This is a genomic window from Fibrobacter sp. UWS1, from assembly GCF_002300445.1.
GTDB classification, from domain to species: domain Bacteria; phylum Fibrobacterota; class Fibrobacteria; order Fibrobacterales; family Fibrobacteraceae; genus Hallerella; species Hallerella intestinalis.
This window is the reverse complement of record NZ_NSGW01000002.1, coordinates 946,514-965,542: the sequence shown is the minus strand read 5'-3', so window position 1 is coordinate 965,542 and position 19,029 is coordinate 946,514. Positions and strand designations below refer to the sequence as shown.

Below are 19,029 nucleotides of genomic sequence, written 5' to 3'. Positions count from 1 at the left end.
GTGTAAACTAAAATATAAGTAGTTATATCAAACAAAAACGTAAATCCCATCAGGAAATCACAAATGCCTTATCTGAACAAAGTGATGCTCATTGGAAACATCGGCAAGGATCCCGAAACAAAAGTCACTCCAAGTGGCCGCAAGCGCGTATCCTTTTCACTCGCCACCTCTCGCCGCTACCGCGATGCCAGCGGAGAAACCCGCGAACAGACGGATTGGCACAACGTCGTCGGTTGGGGAAAAACCGCCGACATCATCGAGCAACTCGGAGTCCACAAAGGCATGACCCTCTATGTGGAAGGCACTTTGACCTATCGTTCCTGGGATGACCAGAACGGCCAGAAGCGCTATGCGACAGACGTCAATATGGAAACCTTCCAGCTTTTGACTCCGCGCAACCAGGGCAATTCTTACCAGAACAATAACGCTTACCAAAGCAACGGGTCTTACCAAAACAGCAACTCTTACAACCATCCTCCACAGCAGCCTTCGACACCTAGCTACGGGCGTTCGCCGACAATCAATCCGCAGCCTTCACTCCCGCCGATGGAAATGGAACAGCAGGACGATGATCTGCCCTTTTAACCCAGGCAAACAGGCGTAGCCATGCTGGCTTTTGATCTTATCGGTTTGGCGATACTGTGGAGTATCGGACTGCTGGCTCTAATCCAGACAATCAACTCCCGGAGCGCCTTTCGCGCATCGCTTTCTGGAATCATTACCGTCGTGATTTTTTTGATTGCCTGCGTTTTCAGTTATCTGAAAATCGAGGGCTACGGCTCGTTCGTTTCTCCCGAGCTTTCCCCCACGTCCATTCTGGCGACAAATCTTGCCATTGGCAATGCGGAAAGCGGGACGTCGGATGGAAAAAAACTCTCGTCAGAGGATAGACCTTCGGGAGCGAGCAGCGCGACAAACGCCATCCATTCCTTGGAACGCTATGTCGCTTCGGCGGTAAAAATCGCCGATGAGGCAAACGCCTTGGCAAGCCGGATTCTTGCGACAAAGCCACTCGCCAACGACATCGACGAAGCAACGCGGGAAAAGGCGGAATCCAAAGCGCTCGCCATCCGGAACAAAACGGCTCAGCTCAGCGACAAGGCGACTTCCCTTTTTCACCCCAAGAGCGTCAGCCTGCAACACCAGAATCTGGTTCGGGCAACGGAAGGCCTACGCCTAGCGGGTTATGCGCTGCACGCCTATACGACAATGGAAAATTCCGCGGACAAGCAAGAGCAATTTGAACAAAGCATGCACCAGTCCGCAACCGCACAAAAAACGCTTGCCGGATTCAAGTCCGAACTCGACAAGCTCCAACAAAAATGATTTTATACACAAACAACAACAGAGGCCAACTATGAGTCGCAATGTTGCAATCGTCGGCGCCACCGGCGCAGTAGGGCAAGAACTGATTTCCATTTTGGAACAGCGCCATTTTCAATTGGATTCCCTAAAACTTCTCGCCTCCAAACGCAGTGCCGGGCGCAAAGTCCAATTCCGCGGCGAAGAATTGACGATTGAAGAACTCACCCACGATTCCTTCAAAGGCGTGGATATCGTATTCTCCTCCGCAGGCGCAGCCATTTCCCAGGAATTCCTCCCGTCTGCAGTCAAAGCGGGAGCAGTCTGCATCGACAACACCAGTTTTTATCGCATGGATCCTGCGGTTCCCCTGGTCGTTCCCGAAGTCAATCCGGAAGACATCAAATTGCACAAAGCCGAATTTGGCGGCAAGGGAATCATTGCGAATCCGAACTGCACAACCATCATGATGGTCGTCGTTCTCAACCCGATTGAAAAGCTTTCGCACATCAAAAAAATCCACATTTCTTCTTACCAGAGCGCAAGCGGAGCCGGTGCCGTCGCCATGGAAGAGTTGCAACAGCAATACCGCGACATTCTGGAAACGGGTTCCACCAGCCATATAGTCAAGTTCCCGCACCAGCTCGCCTACAATGTGATTCCGCAAATCGACAAGATGACGGAAAACGACTACACGAAAGAAGAGATGAAAATGTACAACGAAACCCGTAAAATCATGCACAGCGACGTTCGCACGAGCGCGACCTGCGTGCGGGTCAGTTCCCTGCGTTCGCACTCCGAATCCGTCTGGTTTGAAACGGAACGTCCGCTTTCTGTCGAAGAAATTCGCCAAGCATTGAAAAACGCTCCGGGAGTCACTCTCAAGGACGATCCGCAAAACTACGTCTATCCGATGCCTCTCGAAAGCGCCGGCCACGACAATGTTTACGTCGGTCGTATTCGCAAGGATCTGGCGGACGACAACAGCAATACCCTTTGGCTTACCGGCGACCAAATCCGGAAAGGCGCTGCGTTGAACGCGGTCCAAATCGGCGAGCTGCTATAATTTTTAGAAAAAATCCGAATGAACCGCTGGCGATATGAACTCCAGCGGTTTTTTTGCGCCCCCCCCAAAAAAAATGGGAATCATGGACGAAGTTCTGCCTAGAAAATTACCCCAAAGCCTTGATAGTTTCATCATTGCGAAGCGCGAACGATGAATCCGTCATGGCGAGGAGCAGAGCGACCCATGAGTCTTGGGAACTTGTTCCCTTAGACGAATTGTCCCTTCCAGGGATACTTCAACTATGGAATCAAAGATTCCAAGTTTCAGGGATGCAAAGCCCCATGAGTCTTGGGAACTTGTTCCCTTAGACGAATTGTGCAAAGCCGAAGCAATCTTTGTTTGCATTAAGATAGCCTTGCTGCTATGCAGCTCGCAATGACGGGCAACTGTCTTTATCCACCCACCCTGCTGTTTTGAGTTTAATATAGAATGACGGGTGAGCAATCCAAGAATTGCCGTCCACATTGAGGATCCCTCAACCAGAGCAATAATTGCCAAGTTTCGTAAGAGCATCCTGTCGCCAACAGGCAGGTCGCTCGCAATGGGACCCGTGGCCTGTGAAAAAGCCTGAAATTCCATTTCGCAATATGGAACCCTTGAATTTTTGTCTAGTCAAAGCCTACTACGGGCGGAACAAAAAGCCACAGATCCTTCAGGATTGCATCCAGTTCCTTATACCTAGGCGAGCTCCAAATGGTCCTGTCTTCCGTGATGAGCTGGTTGGGATAGTAATATCCCAACACCCCAATGACAAGCCCCTTTCTATCGAAAAACTGCATGGAACAAACGAAATCGTTCACAAACTTTACATCCTCCTCGGGAGATATGGAAGGTTTTTTGCTTCCCGTTTTTTTAAAGCTCAAAAGCAGTTCTTTCACTTTGTCCATTTTTTCCTTTGGAATATACGCCCTCACACCAATGGTGTCGAGAAAGGGAACCTGCAGCACCACCACTCGGTCTGTTCTTTCCACGACAAATTTCAAATCGCTCTCATCTCGAATTGACACTTTTTGCGAATATAAATATTCAAGGTGCGTCATTGAAGAATAGCCCTTCATCTCCGTAGCCAGAACCGACGCGACCGCCAAACAAACAAAAAGGATTGCGTTCTTCATCTATTCCCCCACATACCATTTTTCATGCTTATATACCTTGGGCGTGTACTTTCGTAAAGTATCTCTTGGAGTAATCAAAAAGAGGGGCAGCCCCACCTCTTCCGACAAGAAAAGATCTCCGCTAACATTTCCATTTTCATCTCTGAGGCGAGTTGAAAATTCTTCACTATTGTATTGAGGATTCTCGGCCCCGTGAGAATGAATGATGCCAACAATTTTTAGATCTTCCAGGCCCTCTTCTTTCCTTCTTGCTTCTAAATCAGAGAGAAGAAACCCATCTACATTACCAATAACAGGATTTCGAAATGTGCGAAACAATCCATTCGAGGTTTCGAAAATGTAGCTGACACATTCCCTGTCTTCATATATAGAGAACAGATTGTTCTCCTGCGCCCACTGGCGAGCGGTTTCGTTCATTGATTCAGATACGAAACAACGTTTTTTTGCCAGCCTGTCTTCGGCGATATCGAGTTCCCTACCAAAATTCCTGACAAGAGTATCGTGTTCATCCTTCGAGGATTCAGGCTTTCCGAAATTCCAAGCAAAGGAGTCTTGTTCATCCTTCGGGGATTCAGGCTTTCCGAAATTCCAAGCAAAGGAGTCTTGTTCATCCTTCGGGGATTCTGGCTTCCCGAAATTCCAAGCAAAAGTGCCCTGTCCATCCGTCGAAGATTTGGAATTGTTAAAATTCGGCATAACGCCTCCTTTGATGAATGTTTTGTAATCCTGACATCGCTCTACCACGCCCAAAGTCGTCCCTTCCTGATTTCCTCGTCAGGACCGCCAATTCAACGGCAACAAGCACTGCACAAGCTAACAGCACAAAGATACATTAAATTTTATCCAAAAGGGCAATGTTTTTGCAGGGCGGATTTAAGTCGCCAAGTAAATTTGTTTAACTCGCCTAGAAATATACTCTAACGGAGTTAAATATCCAAGCCGTTTTCTAGACCTGTTGTTCAATTTCCACTCAATCCATTTGACTTCAGCCCTTGTCAAACTCTCGAATAAAGTTCCCTTGGGCAGATATTGACGGATCAGTCCGTTCATGTTCTCGTTCGCTCCCCGCTCCCACGAGTGGTACGGGTGTGCAAAGAAGTAGTCGACTTCGAGCTTTTCGGCCATCCTTGCGTGTTCCGCGAATTCCTTGCCGTTGTCCGACGTAACCGTGTGCAGAAGTTCCTTGTAAGGCTCAAATGCGGCGACCATCGTTTCCGCCAAATCATCGGCATCCCTTGTCTGCAGCGGTTCCAGAATGCAGAAGTTCGACATCCTGTCGTCGACCATCCGCTGGTCCTTTATGGAACCGCATCCGTCCTTGGCTGGAGACCGCTGGCGATACTTCTTGTTGCCGTGTCTGAGGTGTTTTTCAAACTCGGAATTTCCCCCGATGTGGCGATAAATTGACGGGAAGTCTGGCGTCACCTTTCCTTCCAGATTCAAGAATCATCGCGTCGAGTGCAGTCCAAACTTCTTCGCCTGCTTTGTCGCCCGCTTTTCGGCCTTCTCCGGATTGTATCTTTTTGCTCCGCCATTACGGGAAATTTCCTTTGAAATGCCTCCCGGCGATATTTTCAGCATTCTAGCGATATCCTTTTGGAGTATTCCTGCTTCCAGCAGGGCCTTGATTTGGTATCTTTTATCGCGGTTAAGTCTCATCGCTTGTCCTTTTCTTGGTCGAAAACACAAGCTAGAAACCTGGCCATCCCTGGAATTCATTTTCTAGGGATTTTTTTGTTTTCAGCCAAGATTGGATTTACTTAGCGATGATAATCCGCGAGAGTATTTGGTGGAAAATCATATATAATTTCCCCCAAAAAGAATATTTCTTTAATCAAAGACTTTTTCTTCGAGGAAAAAACATTCCCTTCAAAGGGTGAACTTTCCTTCAAAACGAAAATGTCTCGCCCAAATGCGGCTGCCCGTTCAAAACGTTTTTTTTTCAAATGTTGAATGCCTTCGCAGAAGAGGGTGAATCATTTTTTATTTCGAGCCAAATCGTTTTCTAGCATCTTTTTGTATTTTAAAAACACCACATTCAAGAGGGTTCATGATGAAAAAAGCAACGTTCATTCTTCCCACCCTGCTCTTGCTCGCCGGGAGCGCCTTTTCCCAAAACGCATTAACCGCCTCAGAATCCAACCCCAACGCCATGGGCTGGATGCAAGGATTTCCACCCGAAAAGGGCAAGCTCCTTTACGCCAAGGACGGTTCCTTTTTCACCTTCCCGGGGCTGCGCTACAGCGTAAACCATATCCGGGAATTTTACCCGACAAAAGTCGTCCCGGCATCCGAAGAAGACGATCATCCGTTCAAAATAAAGCTGGATAAAAAAATCGACCAGATTCAATTCGTGCCCTGGGGAGAAACATCACCCATCACCTGGAAAGAATCCCTGGACAGAAATTATACCGACGGCATCATCGTGCTGCACAAGGGTAAAATCGTTTACGAAGCTTACCCCGCAGGCCTTACCGCAGAAGGCACACACGCCGCCATGTCCGTCAGCAAATCTTTCGCAGGCACCATCGCCGCCATTCTCATTGCGGAAAATCGGCTGGATCCCAAGAAACTGGTGACCGACTACATTCCCGAATTAAAAGGCTCCGGCTTTGAAGGGGCCACCGTCGAAAATGTTCTGGACATGACCACCGCCATCCAATACAGCGAGAATTACAACGATCCCAACGCAGAAATCTGGAAGTTTTCCGAATCGGGCAACCTCTTCCGCCCGGATTCCTACAAAGGCCCCCAGAACTATTACGAATATCTGAAAACCGTCAAAAAGATTCCCGGCAAGGAACACGGCGAAGAGTTCGGTTACAAGACCATCAATACGGAACTGATTGGCTGGATTGTCTCCCGCATTACCGGAAAAAGTCTCGCCGATTTGGTTTCAGAAAAAATCTGGAAGCCCATGGGAGCGGTTTACGACGGCTATTACCAGCTGGGCACGGACGGCATCGCCTTTGCGGGCGGGGGCTTCAACCTGAACTTGCGGGACATGGCACTCTTTGGCGAACTCCTTCGGAACGGCGGCATTCTAGATAAAAAAAGAATCTTGCCCAAGGAAGCGGTTCAAGAAATTTCCCGCGGAGGCAGCCCCGAAAAGTTCAGCAAGGGTGGCGAATATCCGCTGCTAAGCGGTTGGAGCTATCACAATATGTGGTGGATTACCAACAACGCCAACGGCGCATTTATGGCCCGCGGCGTACACGGACAAGCCATCTACGTGGATCCCGCGGCAAAAATGGTGATTGTCCGCTTTGCATCCAATCCCCAATCCTCCAACAAATTCATCGACCCGATTTCCATCCCCGCCTACGAAGCCTTGGCGAATTACTTGATGCGCAAAAAGTAATCGTTCAGGATTTGCGAAGAATCAACCGACGATACCCCTGAGCATTCCACTCGGGGGATTTTTTAGCAAATGGAACGGTCGCCTCGTTCCGAAATTCAAAAACATTGCCGTCATCATCTTTCCATTTGGAACCCGACGAAAAATCCTGCGCATCCAAAAGAACGGAATCCGCAGCCGAAATCAAAACTTCCCGACCGCCATCCACAACATTTTCCTTCGCCACGCAAAAATCCGGAAGCCCGAACGGTTCCAATCCCAAAGTGAATAGAGAATCCGAAGTTTCTATAAAATTGACAAAGGCTTCCAGCGGAACATCGCCCGAAACGAGTTCCAGAAAAACTTTCGCACTCCAGGCGCATCCCGAATTTTCCACATAAATGCCAGACGCCAAATTTTCCAAAAGCTTTTTGGCGACAGGCAAAAACGACAGAAATTCCTCGGGAGACTTCGCGACAAATTGCAAAAAGAGAAGCGACCGGTGAGCAGAAATCGCCTTAGATTCTTCTTCGGAAAGCGGCGCGTGCTCGGCAAAAAGAGCTTCCAAAGCGGCAGCCGGTCCCTGCAAAATCGGCGAATAAAACATCGGCGAGCCGGGAATAATCACCTGTTTTTTAGAAAGATCCAAGTGCATCTTCTCCATTAAAATCCGAGGAGCCTCGTCCAAAGAAGAATACAAGGGAAAAGCAATGGTAAAAGGTTTCATAAAACGATTCCATTTTTAGGATGTGATTTCAAAACGGCGGCGGCTTCAAGCAAAGAATCTTTGGAAATCTGATTTTGAAAAAGCAGCCCCGCGATTCCCGACGCCAAAAGAGTCTTGCCCAAATAAAGCTGTTCTGTCTGCCCCGGAGTCGGCACAAAAATACAGGAAGCACCCAAAATTCGCATATCCATAACCGTACTGTAACCGGAACGAGAAACAACCGTTTCCGCATGGCGAATCGTCTCGGCCAAAAGAGGGGTTTCTAGATGATTGAAAACCGAAACGTTGGGCGGCACGGCGGGCAAATCCGAACTACCGGGAAGCCCTCGAACAAGAGCATGGCACCCCGGAATTTCAGAAAAAGCCCGCAGCAATTTTTTTTCAAAAGCCGTCCGCATGGGTTCCGGACCCGAAAGCAGAGCCAAAAAGCGAAATTCTTGAAAAGCATTTTCCGTAGCTTTATTTTCCATTTCGGCAAATCGGGATTGTGGACCTACATAGCGAATTTTTTGATTCAAATTTTCGTCGGCATAAGCAACGTGCGAAAGCCTTCCCGCGAGTCCCGGAAAACGTTCCTCGTCGGGAATCCATATTTCATCGAAGTTTTGCATTTGACGGCAATGCCAAAGAATGCCGATTTTTTCAAATAGGCGAAAGACGCCGGGAAAAGCGATGCGCAGCTGGTGCGTCATGTAAATGTTCCGAACACCCTTCGCATAAAAGCCAAAACGGTTGTCCGAAAAAATCACATCGTATTGGCGTTCCCGAACCAGCCGCTCTGCAGTCTGATGTTCCTCGGCGACGACTTTTTGAATCCGATGCAAATGGGTTAAAAGCCATAGCGGGAATTCAAACCCGTGCTTCGGATAGCGAATCGCATAACTCGAGATGGGAATTTGCTTCAAATCCGGAAACTCCGTTTTATAGAGTGCGGCAATGCTCCCCGAAACGGCCAATTCCACCGTCGCATTTTGCCGCAAAAAATCCCGGATGATGGGAATGGAGCGTGTCGCATGCCCTAGCCCCCAATCCAAAGGCGCAACAAGGACCTTCATCATTTTCCGCCCGACAGCCAAGCATTCGCCCAGTCGCCATGATCGCAGTTCTTGTCCCCTCCACGATCCAGGCGCAATTCCAAAGAACGCACACCGCGGATCTTCACTTGAATCGGCAGAGATTCGCCTGAATAAATGCGCCTCGAACGCCAGACCGGCTTTCCATCCGTCCAAACGGCAAATTCCGCACCGTCGCCACAAGCGCTTTCGTCATCCAGCCCGACAACGGCGTGAAGCATTTCAAAATCTTTCGGCAAAGAAAAGAGCAGACGGGAATTCGCGTGGGAGCCAATGCCAAAACGGAACGACTCTCCATTTATGCGCAATGTGTGGTGTTCCACGCTCTCGTCCATCTGGGGTTCTCCCCAATCCTGTTCAAATTCCACCATCGGCAAAGTCGAAAGGAGCGCCACGTCGTCCGCATCCACAAAAGCATCGCGAATGATGCGCACCGTATCGTCTGGCACATAGAACGCGAAAGAATACCGGGAAAGCCCTGCGGGCAAATCCGAAATCGTCAAGGAATCCGGCGAAGAATCCAAAACGCCTTCCGTCAAAAGATCATTCCCCCGCCAGACGTGATAAGCCACCGACTCCGGGAAATTTTTGGACAAAGCAAACACGCCTCGCCCATCTTCAAGCTGCATTTCCCCAACAGAAATTCCTTGCGCATAAAGGGAAAGTCCGTGTTTCGCGACCACACGATGCACCGTCAGCGGATAGCCAAACAAACGGTTCTCCACGAGAACTTTTTCGACTTTGTATCCTTCCAGAATGGAATTGATTTGATCCGTCGTTTTAAAACCGACAACTCGCGACTGGCGATTCACCTGCCCATAACCATCCTGCCCGCGCACAAGATAGATATTGCCGCCGCTTTCCGCCTGGTATTTGGCAAACTCGTCTGTGCCCCAGCCCATAAACGTCCTTTCGCTAAAACTGGAATGACCCGAAGCCAGCATTTGCCACGGACGCGCATAAATAAAAATGGAATTTTCCGGGAACTTTTTCAGATAGGAGTTCAAATAGTTTTCTTCGCCGAGCAATTTGTTTTTGTAATAAAGCATATTCGCTTCAAAACTGGACGTATGCCAAAGCGCCAGCCCCGTAGAAAGCGCAACGGCAATTAACGCAGCCACTTGAGAAGAACGCTTGAAATTTTGCAAACGGACTTCCAAAAAATCGCTGACGCCCAAAGCCATAATCAAAGCAAACAAAGGCAACGCCACCAGAACATAACGCTGGTTGATATCGATTTCAAAAGTGCCGGACACATTCAAAAGGATGACAAAAATCTGAATGCAAAAAAGAAATCCCAGCACAAATCCGCGGCGATAACGTTTTTGAAAAATCATCCGATACAAAAGCCAGAGCGTCGCCAAAAGAAGAATCACGGTAAATGTCGTATAAAACGGATTTTCCAAAATGTCGCCCCGAGCCGAATCGCTGCCCAAGTTCAACATTCGCACCGTATCGGTCTTTAAATTGAACCAAAAATTGGAAAGCGAATGCGCCGCATGAGTGCCACCCTGAAAATCATAGCCACGATAAGCGGCCATCGTATTGACCGCAGGCCAACAAACGGCGACAACAGAAAGAACGAAAAGCGGCAAGCGATAAAATTCCGCCCGAAAATAGCGGAAATAGTAAATGGCAAAGGGAGCAAACGCAAACACGGTTTCCTGCCGGGTTCCCGAAAACAGGCCCAGCAACGGAACCGTCAAAAGAAAATGTTTCCACTTAACTTCTTTCGGGGGGACAAGCGCATACCACGCCATCAAAAATGCCAAAAGGAATATATACAGGACTTCTGTCGAAGCGGAACGCGACTGCATCAAAAGAATCGGCATTCCCCCTAAAAAAGCCGTCGCCGCCAAAGCACGCCAATCGCTTTTCAGCCAAATCGTGAGCGCCAAGAAAAAGGCGACCAGACTCATCAAATAAAACGGCAGATTCACCAGAAGAGCCGTATCCCGGTTCGGATCGGCAAAAAGAAACACCAGCGAATAGACAAAGCCCAGAGCCTTGCCTTTAAAATTATTCACTTCGACTCGGCAATCCAAAACGCCATCTTTCCAAATGCCCTCATTGCAGATGCCGCCGCTCTGTTCAAAATACATCTGCAACCCCATCGATTCCCAACTGGTTTCATCGGATAAAACCCGGTGCGAATTTTCAATATGGTTTACAGAAAAAATCGTGAAAAAAATCAGCAGGCCGAATAAAACCGCCAGACTTTTCCTGGAAGGACAATGCGAACGTACTCGAGAGACCAGTTCTTTCGCATTTGCCACAACGCCCACAATCAATGCCACAAAGGTGGCAAGAGTTGCATAATATCCCCATTGAATATCCCAAGCACGGGCAAAGGAAACGGAGAGATGATTAAAAATCAAAAATGCACCGAGAAGGACCAGCAACGTTAAAAAAATAGCTCGCCCTTCCTTGACGGTTATCGGAAATGAATTCGCTTCTTTTTTCATACGCCAAAGATAAAAATATTTGCCGAGCGATTGCGCATCCTGCGTGTCATTTCGACCGGAGCATTAGCGGAATGAAGGAATCCTACTTGTGCAATGCGTTCCCAAATTCGAAAATGCCCGCCCAATCCCCAAATGCCATCAATGAACATTGTCCACATGCATTCTTCGGCGGCGGAAAACGTTTTCAGCTTTGACATATTTCATCTTTCAAAGCGTTCATGTTTTATTGATCCAATCGCTTTTCTGACAGACGCAACGATGAGTATCAAGGCCATTCTAATGATTATCGGGGAAACTCCCCCCCTTGATTTTACTTCTGTTGAAAATCGGTTTCATCCTCCCGTTTATCGGCTTTTGCATTGGAAGCGGCTACATTTTCATCCCATATTGGGGATTCTTCTGTTTTTCCCTCGGATGCAGCCAAAATTTAAAAGCAAAAAACCGGCACTTTTACAGCACCGGTTTCAAAAGCCAAAGTGAAATCGTTACTTGACTTCGAGATAATAGGACTGAAGAGTCTTGCCGTTCGACGACACGACAACCAGCTGCTTTCCTTTCGGGAGAGTTCCCTTGACCGCAAAAAGACCTTCTGCACGGTATTCCACAGCAAGATCCGTCTTTTTGGAAACATCCGGGAAAATGCCCTGCTTGTCTTGATCGAATCCCTGGCAGTCCGCATGCGCAGAAACCGCAGCCGTTGCAGCCGGATAAGAAGCCACTTCCACAGCGGTCGTCACGGAACCCGGATTGCAATAGAGGAAATCGACAGCCGCATCGACGACCTTCGCATCGGGAAGCTTGTTCAGCTTGATGTCTTTTTTGGATTTCTTCTTTTCCTTTTTCTGGTTCGGGGCGGAAGCCTTCATATCCTGTTCAAAGCTGATGCGGAGACCGGCGAGAGATTCCTTGCAGGTCGTCGAGAAAATCGCCCATTCGTTGGCAATCTTGGTTGAATTTTCACCCGGAACATAAAGGCCCGGAGAGACCGTGTCCGGATATTCATACAATGTGATTTCCTTGTTCGGTTCCTTGTCGGTGGTCGTAAAGGTCTGCTGCCCCAAAATGTATTTGTTGCGGCGCGCCTTGATGAGATACTTGCCCGTAGGAACTTTTTCAAACTTGAACTTGCCTTCTTTCAGCATATCCTTGTAGGCATATTTCTGGGCGTGCGTTCCATAGATAGTGGAATCCATCCAGACGGTCGGCATTTCAACAGGCTTTCCTGTAAACGCATCCACGACCTGACCGGAAATCGTTCCTGTTTTCTGGCAACCGACGAAGGAAAATACAACAGCGGCTGCGGCAAGGGGGAGCAAAATTTTCTTCATAACAAAATTCCTCAATCTGTTTTTGATGGCGCAAAGATAGTTTTTTTCAAGGAAAGTTTTTAGCCTGCTTCTAAAAAAGGCTTTGATTTATCGAAGGGCACTTGTCGCTAACCGCTAATTACTAACCACTGATAACTGACTTTAGTCGCGGCCTTAAATCGTCTTGGAAAAAACGCCTTCCCGCTGCGCGTTCCGCATCAGAGGATCCAGTTGCATCGCCAAATAGCGGATGACAAGGGTTCCAAGCTCCGTCGCTTCCATTTCGTTTTCGGATTTTTTGACAATCAGCTTGTCCTTTTCCAAATCCAGAAGCCTGTCCCAGCCCGCACCGACAACCCGCTTTTCTTCGTCTGACACCGCCAGTCGCCGATTGCACATCAGGCGTTCAATGACATCGCGAATGACGCGTTCCTCATAGGAAAGTTCTTCGCAACGGATTTCCGTCATGGCGTTCGCTTCGACAAGTTCTACATACTTCCGGCTTTCATGCACATTCTGCAAATACGCGTTGTCCAGCTGGGAAATGCCGCTGGAACCGAACGCATACACCTCTCCCGTCGTCGCCCGGGTGCAATAGCCCTGAAAATTCCGATGCAGAAGCCCCTGCGACAGAGCAATCGCCAAGGAATCCGCCGGATCCACAAAATGGTCCATGCCCACATCCATAAAGCCGGCCTTTTTGAAAATTTCCCGCGCTCCCAAAAAGAAAGACAGCTTTTCGTGCGGCGTAGGCATGGCAAAACGCTCCAGCGTTTTTTGCGCTTCTTTCAACCAAGGCACGTGCGCATAGCTGTAGAGCGCAATCCGATCGGGGTGGACATCCGCCGCCGTTTCCACGCTTCTGTAAAAGCCGGACTCCGTTTGCGACGGCAAGCCGTAAATCAAATCCAGATTGATTCCCGAAAAATGCAGTTCGCGCGAAAGGGCGAGCAAATCCCGAATAGGCAAAAGGGACGGATCGCGCCCGATATTTTTCAAAACCTGCGGATCAAAATCCTGAATCCCGTAGCTCACTCGGTTAAATCCGATTTTCGCCAATTCCCGCAGCCGTTTTTCATCTATGGACGCCGGGTTGCATTCTATCGCGATTTCCGCATGAGGAGCAAAAACAAAACGTTCCCTTAACTTGTTCAAAATCCGTTCCAGATAGAAAAAAGGAACGCTCGTCGGCGTGCCGCCGCCAAAATGCACCTGCGTCACCGGACGAGAAGAATCAATCCAAGGGAGCTTTTGGTCCATTTCCGCCAAAAGAGCGGCGAAATAGCGTTCAGAGCCCGAACCGTCCGCGGGCAAAAGTTCCGACGTGCAGCCGCAAAAAAGGCAATGCTTCAGGCAATAGGGAATGTGAAAATAAAAGCTCACATTCTGCGGTTTGAGCACATTCGATTCCCGCCAGAGCCGTTCAATCTGCGACAGGTCCTTGGCAGCATGAAAAAGATTGGCCGGGGGGTAACTCGTATAGCGAGGCGCGTTCGTATTGTATTTCAAAAGGAAATCGATGATTTCGTGATCCATGCCGTTAATATAACAAAGTGAAAAATTCCTTTCCATCAATTTCCTTTGCGTAACTTTCAAGAGAGCCTCGCCATCTTGCCCGTCAAAAGGCCAGTGCCAGCAACAAAATTTCATTGATATTTCAAAAAGTTTACAAATTTTCAAAAAGATACTACTTTTTTTACGCTTTTTTTGGATGAGGTTTTATGCAACGCTTTTTGCCCACCGGAGCTACGACAGCTCTTCTTTTTTTAGTTCTCACCGCCCAAGCCGGAGCCGCAGAAGTACATGCCAAAGTACGTTCCGCATTAGGCGAAGCTTTGCGACAGAAAAAGGAATCGGCGGAATGGTCCGCCGTACGAATCGGCAATAAAATTTTTGAAAAGAATAGACTGAAAACCGGGAAAGAGTCCGAAATCGTAATGGCTTTGCCGGATGGCAGCATTGTCGTTGTGGAAGAGGAATCGGAAGTCTCCCTAGCCGAACTGAATACGAAAGAAAGCACCCCACAGACACAAGTCGAAATCCTTTCGGGAAACATCAGCTTTTCCGCCCAAAAACAAGTCCATCAGAAATCCTCCTTTTCATTTAAAACAAAACACGCCGTGGCTGCCATCCGTGGAACGAGCGGAGTCGTAGCCATATTTCGCAATCAATCTATTTTTAGCCTTGCTTCCGGAAAATTGCAGATAAACAGCGATCTCTTCTTAAACGGCGGAGAAACGCTCCTCTTGGACTCTGCCGAGCACCGCGTCCTGCAGTTGGCATCTTCTGGAAATATAGAGTTCATCAAAAGCATTGAAGAAATCATCAAGGACTCGACAATCTCTTATCCCGAAAAGCTGGAACAAATCCTCAATGCGGATTCGATCTACCAAGAAAACCTGCAACGCCTACAATCGCAAGTTTCCTGCACCTTGGAGATACTCCCCGATACGGTTTTCAATCCAACCATCAAGCTGAAGGGAAAGTGCTCCGCCCAAAACGGAACGCTTCACGGTGCGCCGTTGGCCTTTTCCCAAGATGGCATGTTTAACCAAACCGTGGAATTGGATTCAACCGGATTTGGACCGAAAATTTTTCATCTTCATTGCAATGTAAACGAATACCTAGTGCCTTGCGGCGAATTCAAAACGTATTTCACTATGCGTAAAATTACGACAGAACTGGATTCCTCTGCGGGTTTCCAACTGAAAACGCTTTCGCCGGTCATTGCCAGCAAAGACGGGATTCTTCTGGAAGGGACTTATAAAACTCGAGATTCCCTCGCCATTTTGCGCATGAACATCAACGGCCAAATCTCTTCGGGCAATTTGATTTCCGAAGCCGACGGGAAAGAGCACGCGTTTTCCTACCAGGTGCCCGTAGCCAACAAACAGGAATTTTGCAATTTTTCCAAATTGTCCGTAAATTTCGCCTCCATGGAACGAATCCAAAGGGAAGAGCTGGATATAGACGTTCAAAAGGTCTGCGCCCAGAAAAAACGGAGCGCATCCACAGTCCATTTCAATTCCTACGATTCGCTGCGCTGTAACGCCGATTTTTTCGTTTCCAAAGCCCAAAATGATTCCGTATCGCTTGAAGTCCTTTTAGACGGAGCTTCCTATTTTAAAGAATCCATCTCCAAGAGCGCAAAAATTCGCGTTCCGTTAAAAAGCGGCATTCATGAATACAGCGTCGAAATCCAAAATTCGACAGGCAATAAAACCCGAACAACCAAAAGACTCGGCTGCTTCCCCGCCCAGAAATTCAGCATTTCCCTATTCGGAAATAAAACGGAAAAACTGAGAATCCCCCCGCCGCCATACGGTTCGACGGACGAAATCAGCAAGACTCTCCATTTCAAAATCCGCCTGGTCGAAAATGATCCCGAATATCTCACCCTTGTTTCCGTAACCCAAAACGGGCGAACGATTCTACGGGAAACAAACTCCCAAATACAAAGTCTGGATTACCAGATTCCTGTCACTTTGCAGAGAAACGGCAAGAACGTTTTTGAAATCAAAGTCCTTCACAAAAACGGTTCTTCGGAAACCGCCAGTAAAATTTACGAGGTTCGATAATGGCATTTCAAAAACGAACGGCAATCCTATTCTTCGCCGTTTCTTTGACCTTCGCGAGTACAGCTCTTTCCAGCGACCTCTCCCGAGTTTTAAGCAACGGCACATCGCCGCATTTCATTTCGGAATCGATAGTCGTCCAAGAAGGCGACAGTCTGGTTTTACCGGCTGGAACGGTTTTGCGCTTTGCCGCCAATGCAGGAATTGAAATCCGGGGAGGTTCTTTCGCTATTGCGGGCACTTCGGCAAATCCCGTGATTTTGGAATCCCAAGATTCCTCTGCGTCTTGGAAGGGAATTTCCATCGCCGAAAATACGCCGGTCATTTTACGCGGAGTACAATTCCAAAACGCCCAAGTCGCCATTTCGATGGAAAACGGAGTACTTGAATTGGAAAATGCGAAATTGGAAAATTCCAAGACAGCTGCGATTATCGCGACAAATTCCCTTTTGCACATTCGCCAAGCGGAGTTCATCAAAAACCGGACAGCGCTACTGCTTGCAGAAAACTCCAACGCCGGGTTTACCGATTTGACCGTGAAAGAAAATAAAATCGGTTTGCAATCCATGCAGAACACAACGATTCGAATCCATCGGGCTCATTTTTCGGAAAATGAAATTGCGCTATTCGTTATGGACGATTCTGAAATTTCGCCGAGCCAAACCGAAATTAAAAGCAACCGAGTCGGCGTTTTATCCCTCCAGGAATTGTCGTCCTCGCTTCAAAATTCGACATCCGAAAACCAAACGGATTTTTCTTCCGATTTGACGACGGCATCCACCCTCGTTCCCAATCTCGAAAAGAAGCCAGCAAATGCGGAACAGCAGCGCGCCTGGAAGCTTTCGGGAACGCTTGCCGCCGAAATCGGATACCATCTTGTTTTTATGCGAAAGAATCGAACCCATGAAGATTTTATTTCCGGCAAGGACACCGTAAAAAAAGGAGACCGCTATGAAAATTACTTCCAAATTCCCGGAAAATTCGGCAATTGGTACGCCGAAATTTTGGCGGAAACCGCCGACGGAAAAACGATCGAATTTTCTGCGGATCTTTCCAGCGATTCCTGGGACAAGTTCCGCGCCCACTCGGTAAAAACCGTTTATACCGATAAATTTCAGGAAATCGTCCTGGGCGATTTTTACCCGACCGGCGGAGAACTCTACCTCTCCGGAGTCAATGTTCTGGGCGCATCTTACGCATTGAATCTTTTTGAAAATCCACTCGGCGAATCCATGCTCGCTTTTGAAATTTTCGGAGGCGAAACCAAAGCCCCGAAATACCTTGGCAAAAAAAATTACGCATCTTACAAAGATTACATCGAAGAAGGCGAAGCCGAACCGCAAAGCATGATTTTGGGCGGAAGCGTCCACTTGACTCCCATTCACCCTTTGAATTTTGAACTCGGATTTATCGGCAGCAAGGATTACAAAGAAGATCCGTTTATTCGCGACGGGATGTCTTCCCGCATAAACACGGTAAACCCCTCCATTGATTCCAAAACTTTTTACGCCGACGTTTCTTGGAAATTCTTGGCAGACGCTTTGGAACTGCGCTTACAGACAGCTCTTGGGGTAGCCGACACCGCCGACGCAGCGATGCAACGCGCCATCAATCAGGTTTTTTATGAAGCGGGAATTTCCGTTTCCGACTTTGTCAAATTGCGTGAATTGATGAATAATCCGAAAAAAATCAAAACGTTAAGCAGACAGGAATTGCTTTCCCTCTTCAACGACAATGTTGCCCTATCTCCCGATGAAATGCGCACGGAATTGAGCCGTTTAATAACCGAAGCAAAGAAAATCCAAAAAGAATTTGAAAAGGAAGATCCGCCGGAAACAAATCTTGGCGATTTTGAAGGGCAGAATTTGGCGTTCGGCCTTTCTTTGAAATACGAAAAAGGAAATACCGCATTCGAAGGATATGTCAAATTTCTCGGCGACGATTTTTACAGCGCGGGTTCCCCGACTCAAATCAACAACAAGCGGGAATTCGGCATTTCCTTGGGGCAAAAAATTCTGGACTTTTGGAAACTCGATATTCAATACGACCTCCAAATCGAAAATGCGACGAACGGAAACAAGAACAACATTTTTGGTTTTGGCGAAGGAACAAACTGGGGGCTCTTTCCCGACAAAAACGCTTCTTGGTTCGACGAACACGAAAGCGATGAAAACAGAACCCATTATATTCACACCGCTTCTTTAGCGAACCGTTTTGATTTGACATCCCGCATAGCGTTTGACATCCGCTATGCCGCCGATTACCGCACAAGAAATCGTCCGACCAGACTTTACGCCAACTATTCGGCATCTTCGGGAATTTACAGTGACCCCTGGTTTCAACCGAGCAAGAAAGACAACATCATTGACGTCATCACCGAAGACGACACGTTAAAAATCGACGCGGACCGCTTTGCCTATTACTATTCGCTTTCCAAAGAACCTTACCTAGCAACGCGTTTTGAAGAACGTTTACTGAAACAAAAAATTTCTGCGGAGATCTTTCTCAAATTGCCTCACAACGATTTGCGAATCGGCGGAACATTTGCCTACCGCTACGATTTGTCCCATTTTGAAAAAGATTCGCTCATCGAGAAGCTGGATTTATCCGACAAGTCTTTCGGCATTTTAGGCTATTACTTTCATGGGAACGACTATGCGGAAACGAGCATTCCCCTTTCTTTGACCTCCAAAATTTCTTCGTTCCGCAACCATTTGAATTTTATGCCGCGATTCAAATTTTACAAAGCGTTCTCAATGCGGGAATACGAATGGAATTTTTCGGATTGCCTAGAAATCGAACTCTCCAAAAACTTCACCACATTATTTTTAGAAGGTTCGTTTAGGGAAGAAATTTTCCGTCGCAGCGAAGAGAATGACGCTTTGCGAGAACTCGAAATCGATGCCGAAGGGCAAATTACCCTTCGAATCCACCATTCAAAAGCTCTTTATTCCGATTGGACTTTGGGAGCCGCTTATTATTACCGCCCGGATAATCGTTCCAACGAATACAAGGACTTTCTAGGATCCGCATCCCTCCACTACGAATTTTAAAAGGAACTT

At 47.8% G+C, this 19,029-nt stretch carries 15 protein-coding genes; 6 read left to right on the top strand and 9 right to left on the bottom strand.

Annotation, left to right across the window (positions count from 1 at the left end; all coding sequences use genetic code 11):
* Positions 1 to 63 precede the first annotated feature (63 nt).
* Genes BGX14_RS14445 through BGX14_RS14435 form a run of 3 tightly spaced genes read left to right on the top strand, consistent with a single transcriptional unit; the run spans position 64 to position 2,368 of the window.
* On the top strand, positions 64 to 585 hold the full coding sequence (locus BGX14_RS14445; protein ID WP_073304243.1) for a single-stranded DNA-binding protein: 522 nt from the start codon (positions 64 to 66) through the stop codon (positions 583 to 585).
* A 21-nt stretch (positions 586 to 606) separates the two neighbouring features.
* The gene (locus tag BGX14_RS14440; protein ID WP_095880267.1) at positions 607 to 1,326 is read left to right on the top strand and encodes a hypothetical protein; all 720 of its coding nucleotides are present in this window, start codon (positions 607 to 609) and stop codon (positions 1,324 to 1,326) included.
* Positions 1,327 to 1,357: 31 nt separating this feature from the next.
* The gene (locus BGX14_RS14435) at positions 1,358 to 2,368 is read left to right on the top strand and encodes an aspartate-semialdehyde dehydrogenase (RefSeq protein ID WP_073304247.1); all 1,011 of its coding nucleotides are present in this window, start codon (positions 1,358 to 1,360) and stop codon (positions 2,366 to 2,368) included.
* Between the two features lie 608 nt (positions 2,369 to 2,976).
* On the opposite strand, the gene BGX14_RS14425 is transcribed toward BGX14_RS14435, so the two are convergent.
* The 4 genes from BGX14_RS14425 to BGX14_RS14410 form a co-directional block, all read right to left on the bottom strand.
* Complete coding sequence (locus tag BGX14_RS14425) at positions 2,977 to 3,483, bottom strand: hypothetical protein (RefSeq protein ID WP_095880265.1); 507 nt, start codon at positions 3,481 to 3,483, stop codon at positions 2,977 to 2,979.
* The gene (locus BGX14_RS14420; protein WP_073304255.1) at positions 3,484 to 4,179 is read right to left on the bottom strand and encodes a DUF4329 domain-containing protein; all 696 of its coding nucleotides are present in this window, start codon (positions 4,177 to 4,179) and stop codon (positions 3,484 to 3,486) included. It abuts the gene before it with no gap.
* A gap of 177 nt (positions 4,180 to 4,356) precedes the next feature.
* Entirely contained in the window at positions 4,357 to 4,908 is a 552-nt protein-coding gene (locus tag BGX14_RS14415) for an IS30 family transposase (RefSeq protein WP_143394277.1), read from the bottom strand.
* A 21-nt stretch (positions 4,909 to 4,929) separates the two neighbouring features.
* Complete coding sequence (locus tag BGX14_RS14410; RefSeq protein WP_073304259.1) at positions 4,930 to 5,142, bottom strand: helix-turn-helix domain-containing protein; 213 nt, start codon at positions 5,140 to 5,142, stop codon at positions 4,930 to 4,932.
* Between the two features lie 391 nt (positions 5,143 to 5,533).
* On the opposite strand from BGX14_RS14410, the gene BGX14_RS14400 reads away from it, so the two are divergent.
* On the top strand, positions 5,534 to 6,844 hold the full coding sequence (locus BGX14_RS14400; protein ID WP_198951219.1) for a serine hydrolase: 1,311 nt from the start codon (positions 5,534 to 5,536) through the stop codon (positions 6,842 to 6,844).
* Between the two features lie 4 nt (positions 6,845 to 6,848).
* Here BGX14_RS14400 and BGX14_RS14395 read toward each other — a convergent pair whose 3' ends face one another.
* From BGX14_RS14395 to hemN, 5 genes are all read right to left on the bottom strand, one after another.
* On the bottom strand, positions 6,849 to 7,547 hold the full coding sequence (locus tag BGX14_RS14395; RefSeq protein WP_095880263.1) for a hypothetical protein: 699 nt from the start codon (positions 7,545 to 7,547) through the stop codon (positions 6,849 to 6,851).
* A complete protein-coding gene (locus BGX14_RS14390; protein WP_073304265.1) occupies positions 7,544 to 8,605 on the bottom strand; it encodes a glycosyltransferase in 1,062 nt (353 codons plus the stop codon). The genes BGX14_RS14395 and BGX14_RS14390 overlap by 4 nt, the downstream gene beginning before the upstream one ends.
* On the bottom strand, positions 8,602 to 11,085 hold the full coding sequence (locus tag BGX14_RS14385) for an NPCBM/NEW2 domain-containing protein (RefSeq protein ID WP_095880262.1): 2,484 nt from the start codon (positions 11,083 to 11,085) through the stop codon (positions 8,602 to 8,604). The genes BGX14_RS14390 and BGX14_RS14385 overlap by 4 nt, the downstream gene beginning before the upstream one ends.
* A gap of 485 nt (positions 11,086 to 11,570) precedes the next feature.
* On the bottom strand, positions 11,571 to 12,413 hold the full coding sequence (locus tag BGX14_RS14375) for a hypothetical protein (protein WP_073304275.1): 843 nt from the start codon (positions 12,411 to 12,413) through the stop codon (positions 11,571 to 11,573).
* Positions 12,414 to 12,566: 153 nt separating this feature from the next.
* A complete protein-coding gene (gene hemN / locus BGX14_RS14370) occupies positions 12,567 to 13,928 on the bottom strand; it encodes an oxygen-independent coproporphyrinogen III oxidase (protein ID WP_158223347.1) in 1,362 nt (453 codons plus the stop codon).
* A 185-nt stretch (positions 13,929 to 14,113) separates the two neighbouring features.
* Here hemN and BGX14_RS14365 point away from each other — a divergent pair, with 185 nt between their 5' ends.
* Both BGX14_RS14365 and BGX14_RS14360 read left to right on the top strand, forming a co-directional pair.
* Positions 14,114 to 15,970, top strand: a complete 1,857-nt coding sequence (locus tag BGX14_RS14365) for a FecR domain-containing protein (protein WP_095880259.1) — start codon at positions 14,114 to 14,116, stop codon at positions 15,968 to 15,970.
* Entirely contained in the window at positions 15,970 to 19,020 is a 3,051-nt protein-coding gene (locus tag BGX14_RS14360; RefSeq protein WP_095880258.1) for a right-handed parallel beta-helix repeat-containing protein, read from the top strand. Before BGX14_RS14365 ends, BGX14_RS14360 begins: the two co-directional genes overlap by 1 nt.
* Positions 19,021 to 19,029: the final 9 nt, after the last annotated feature.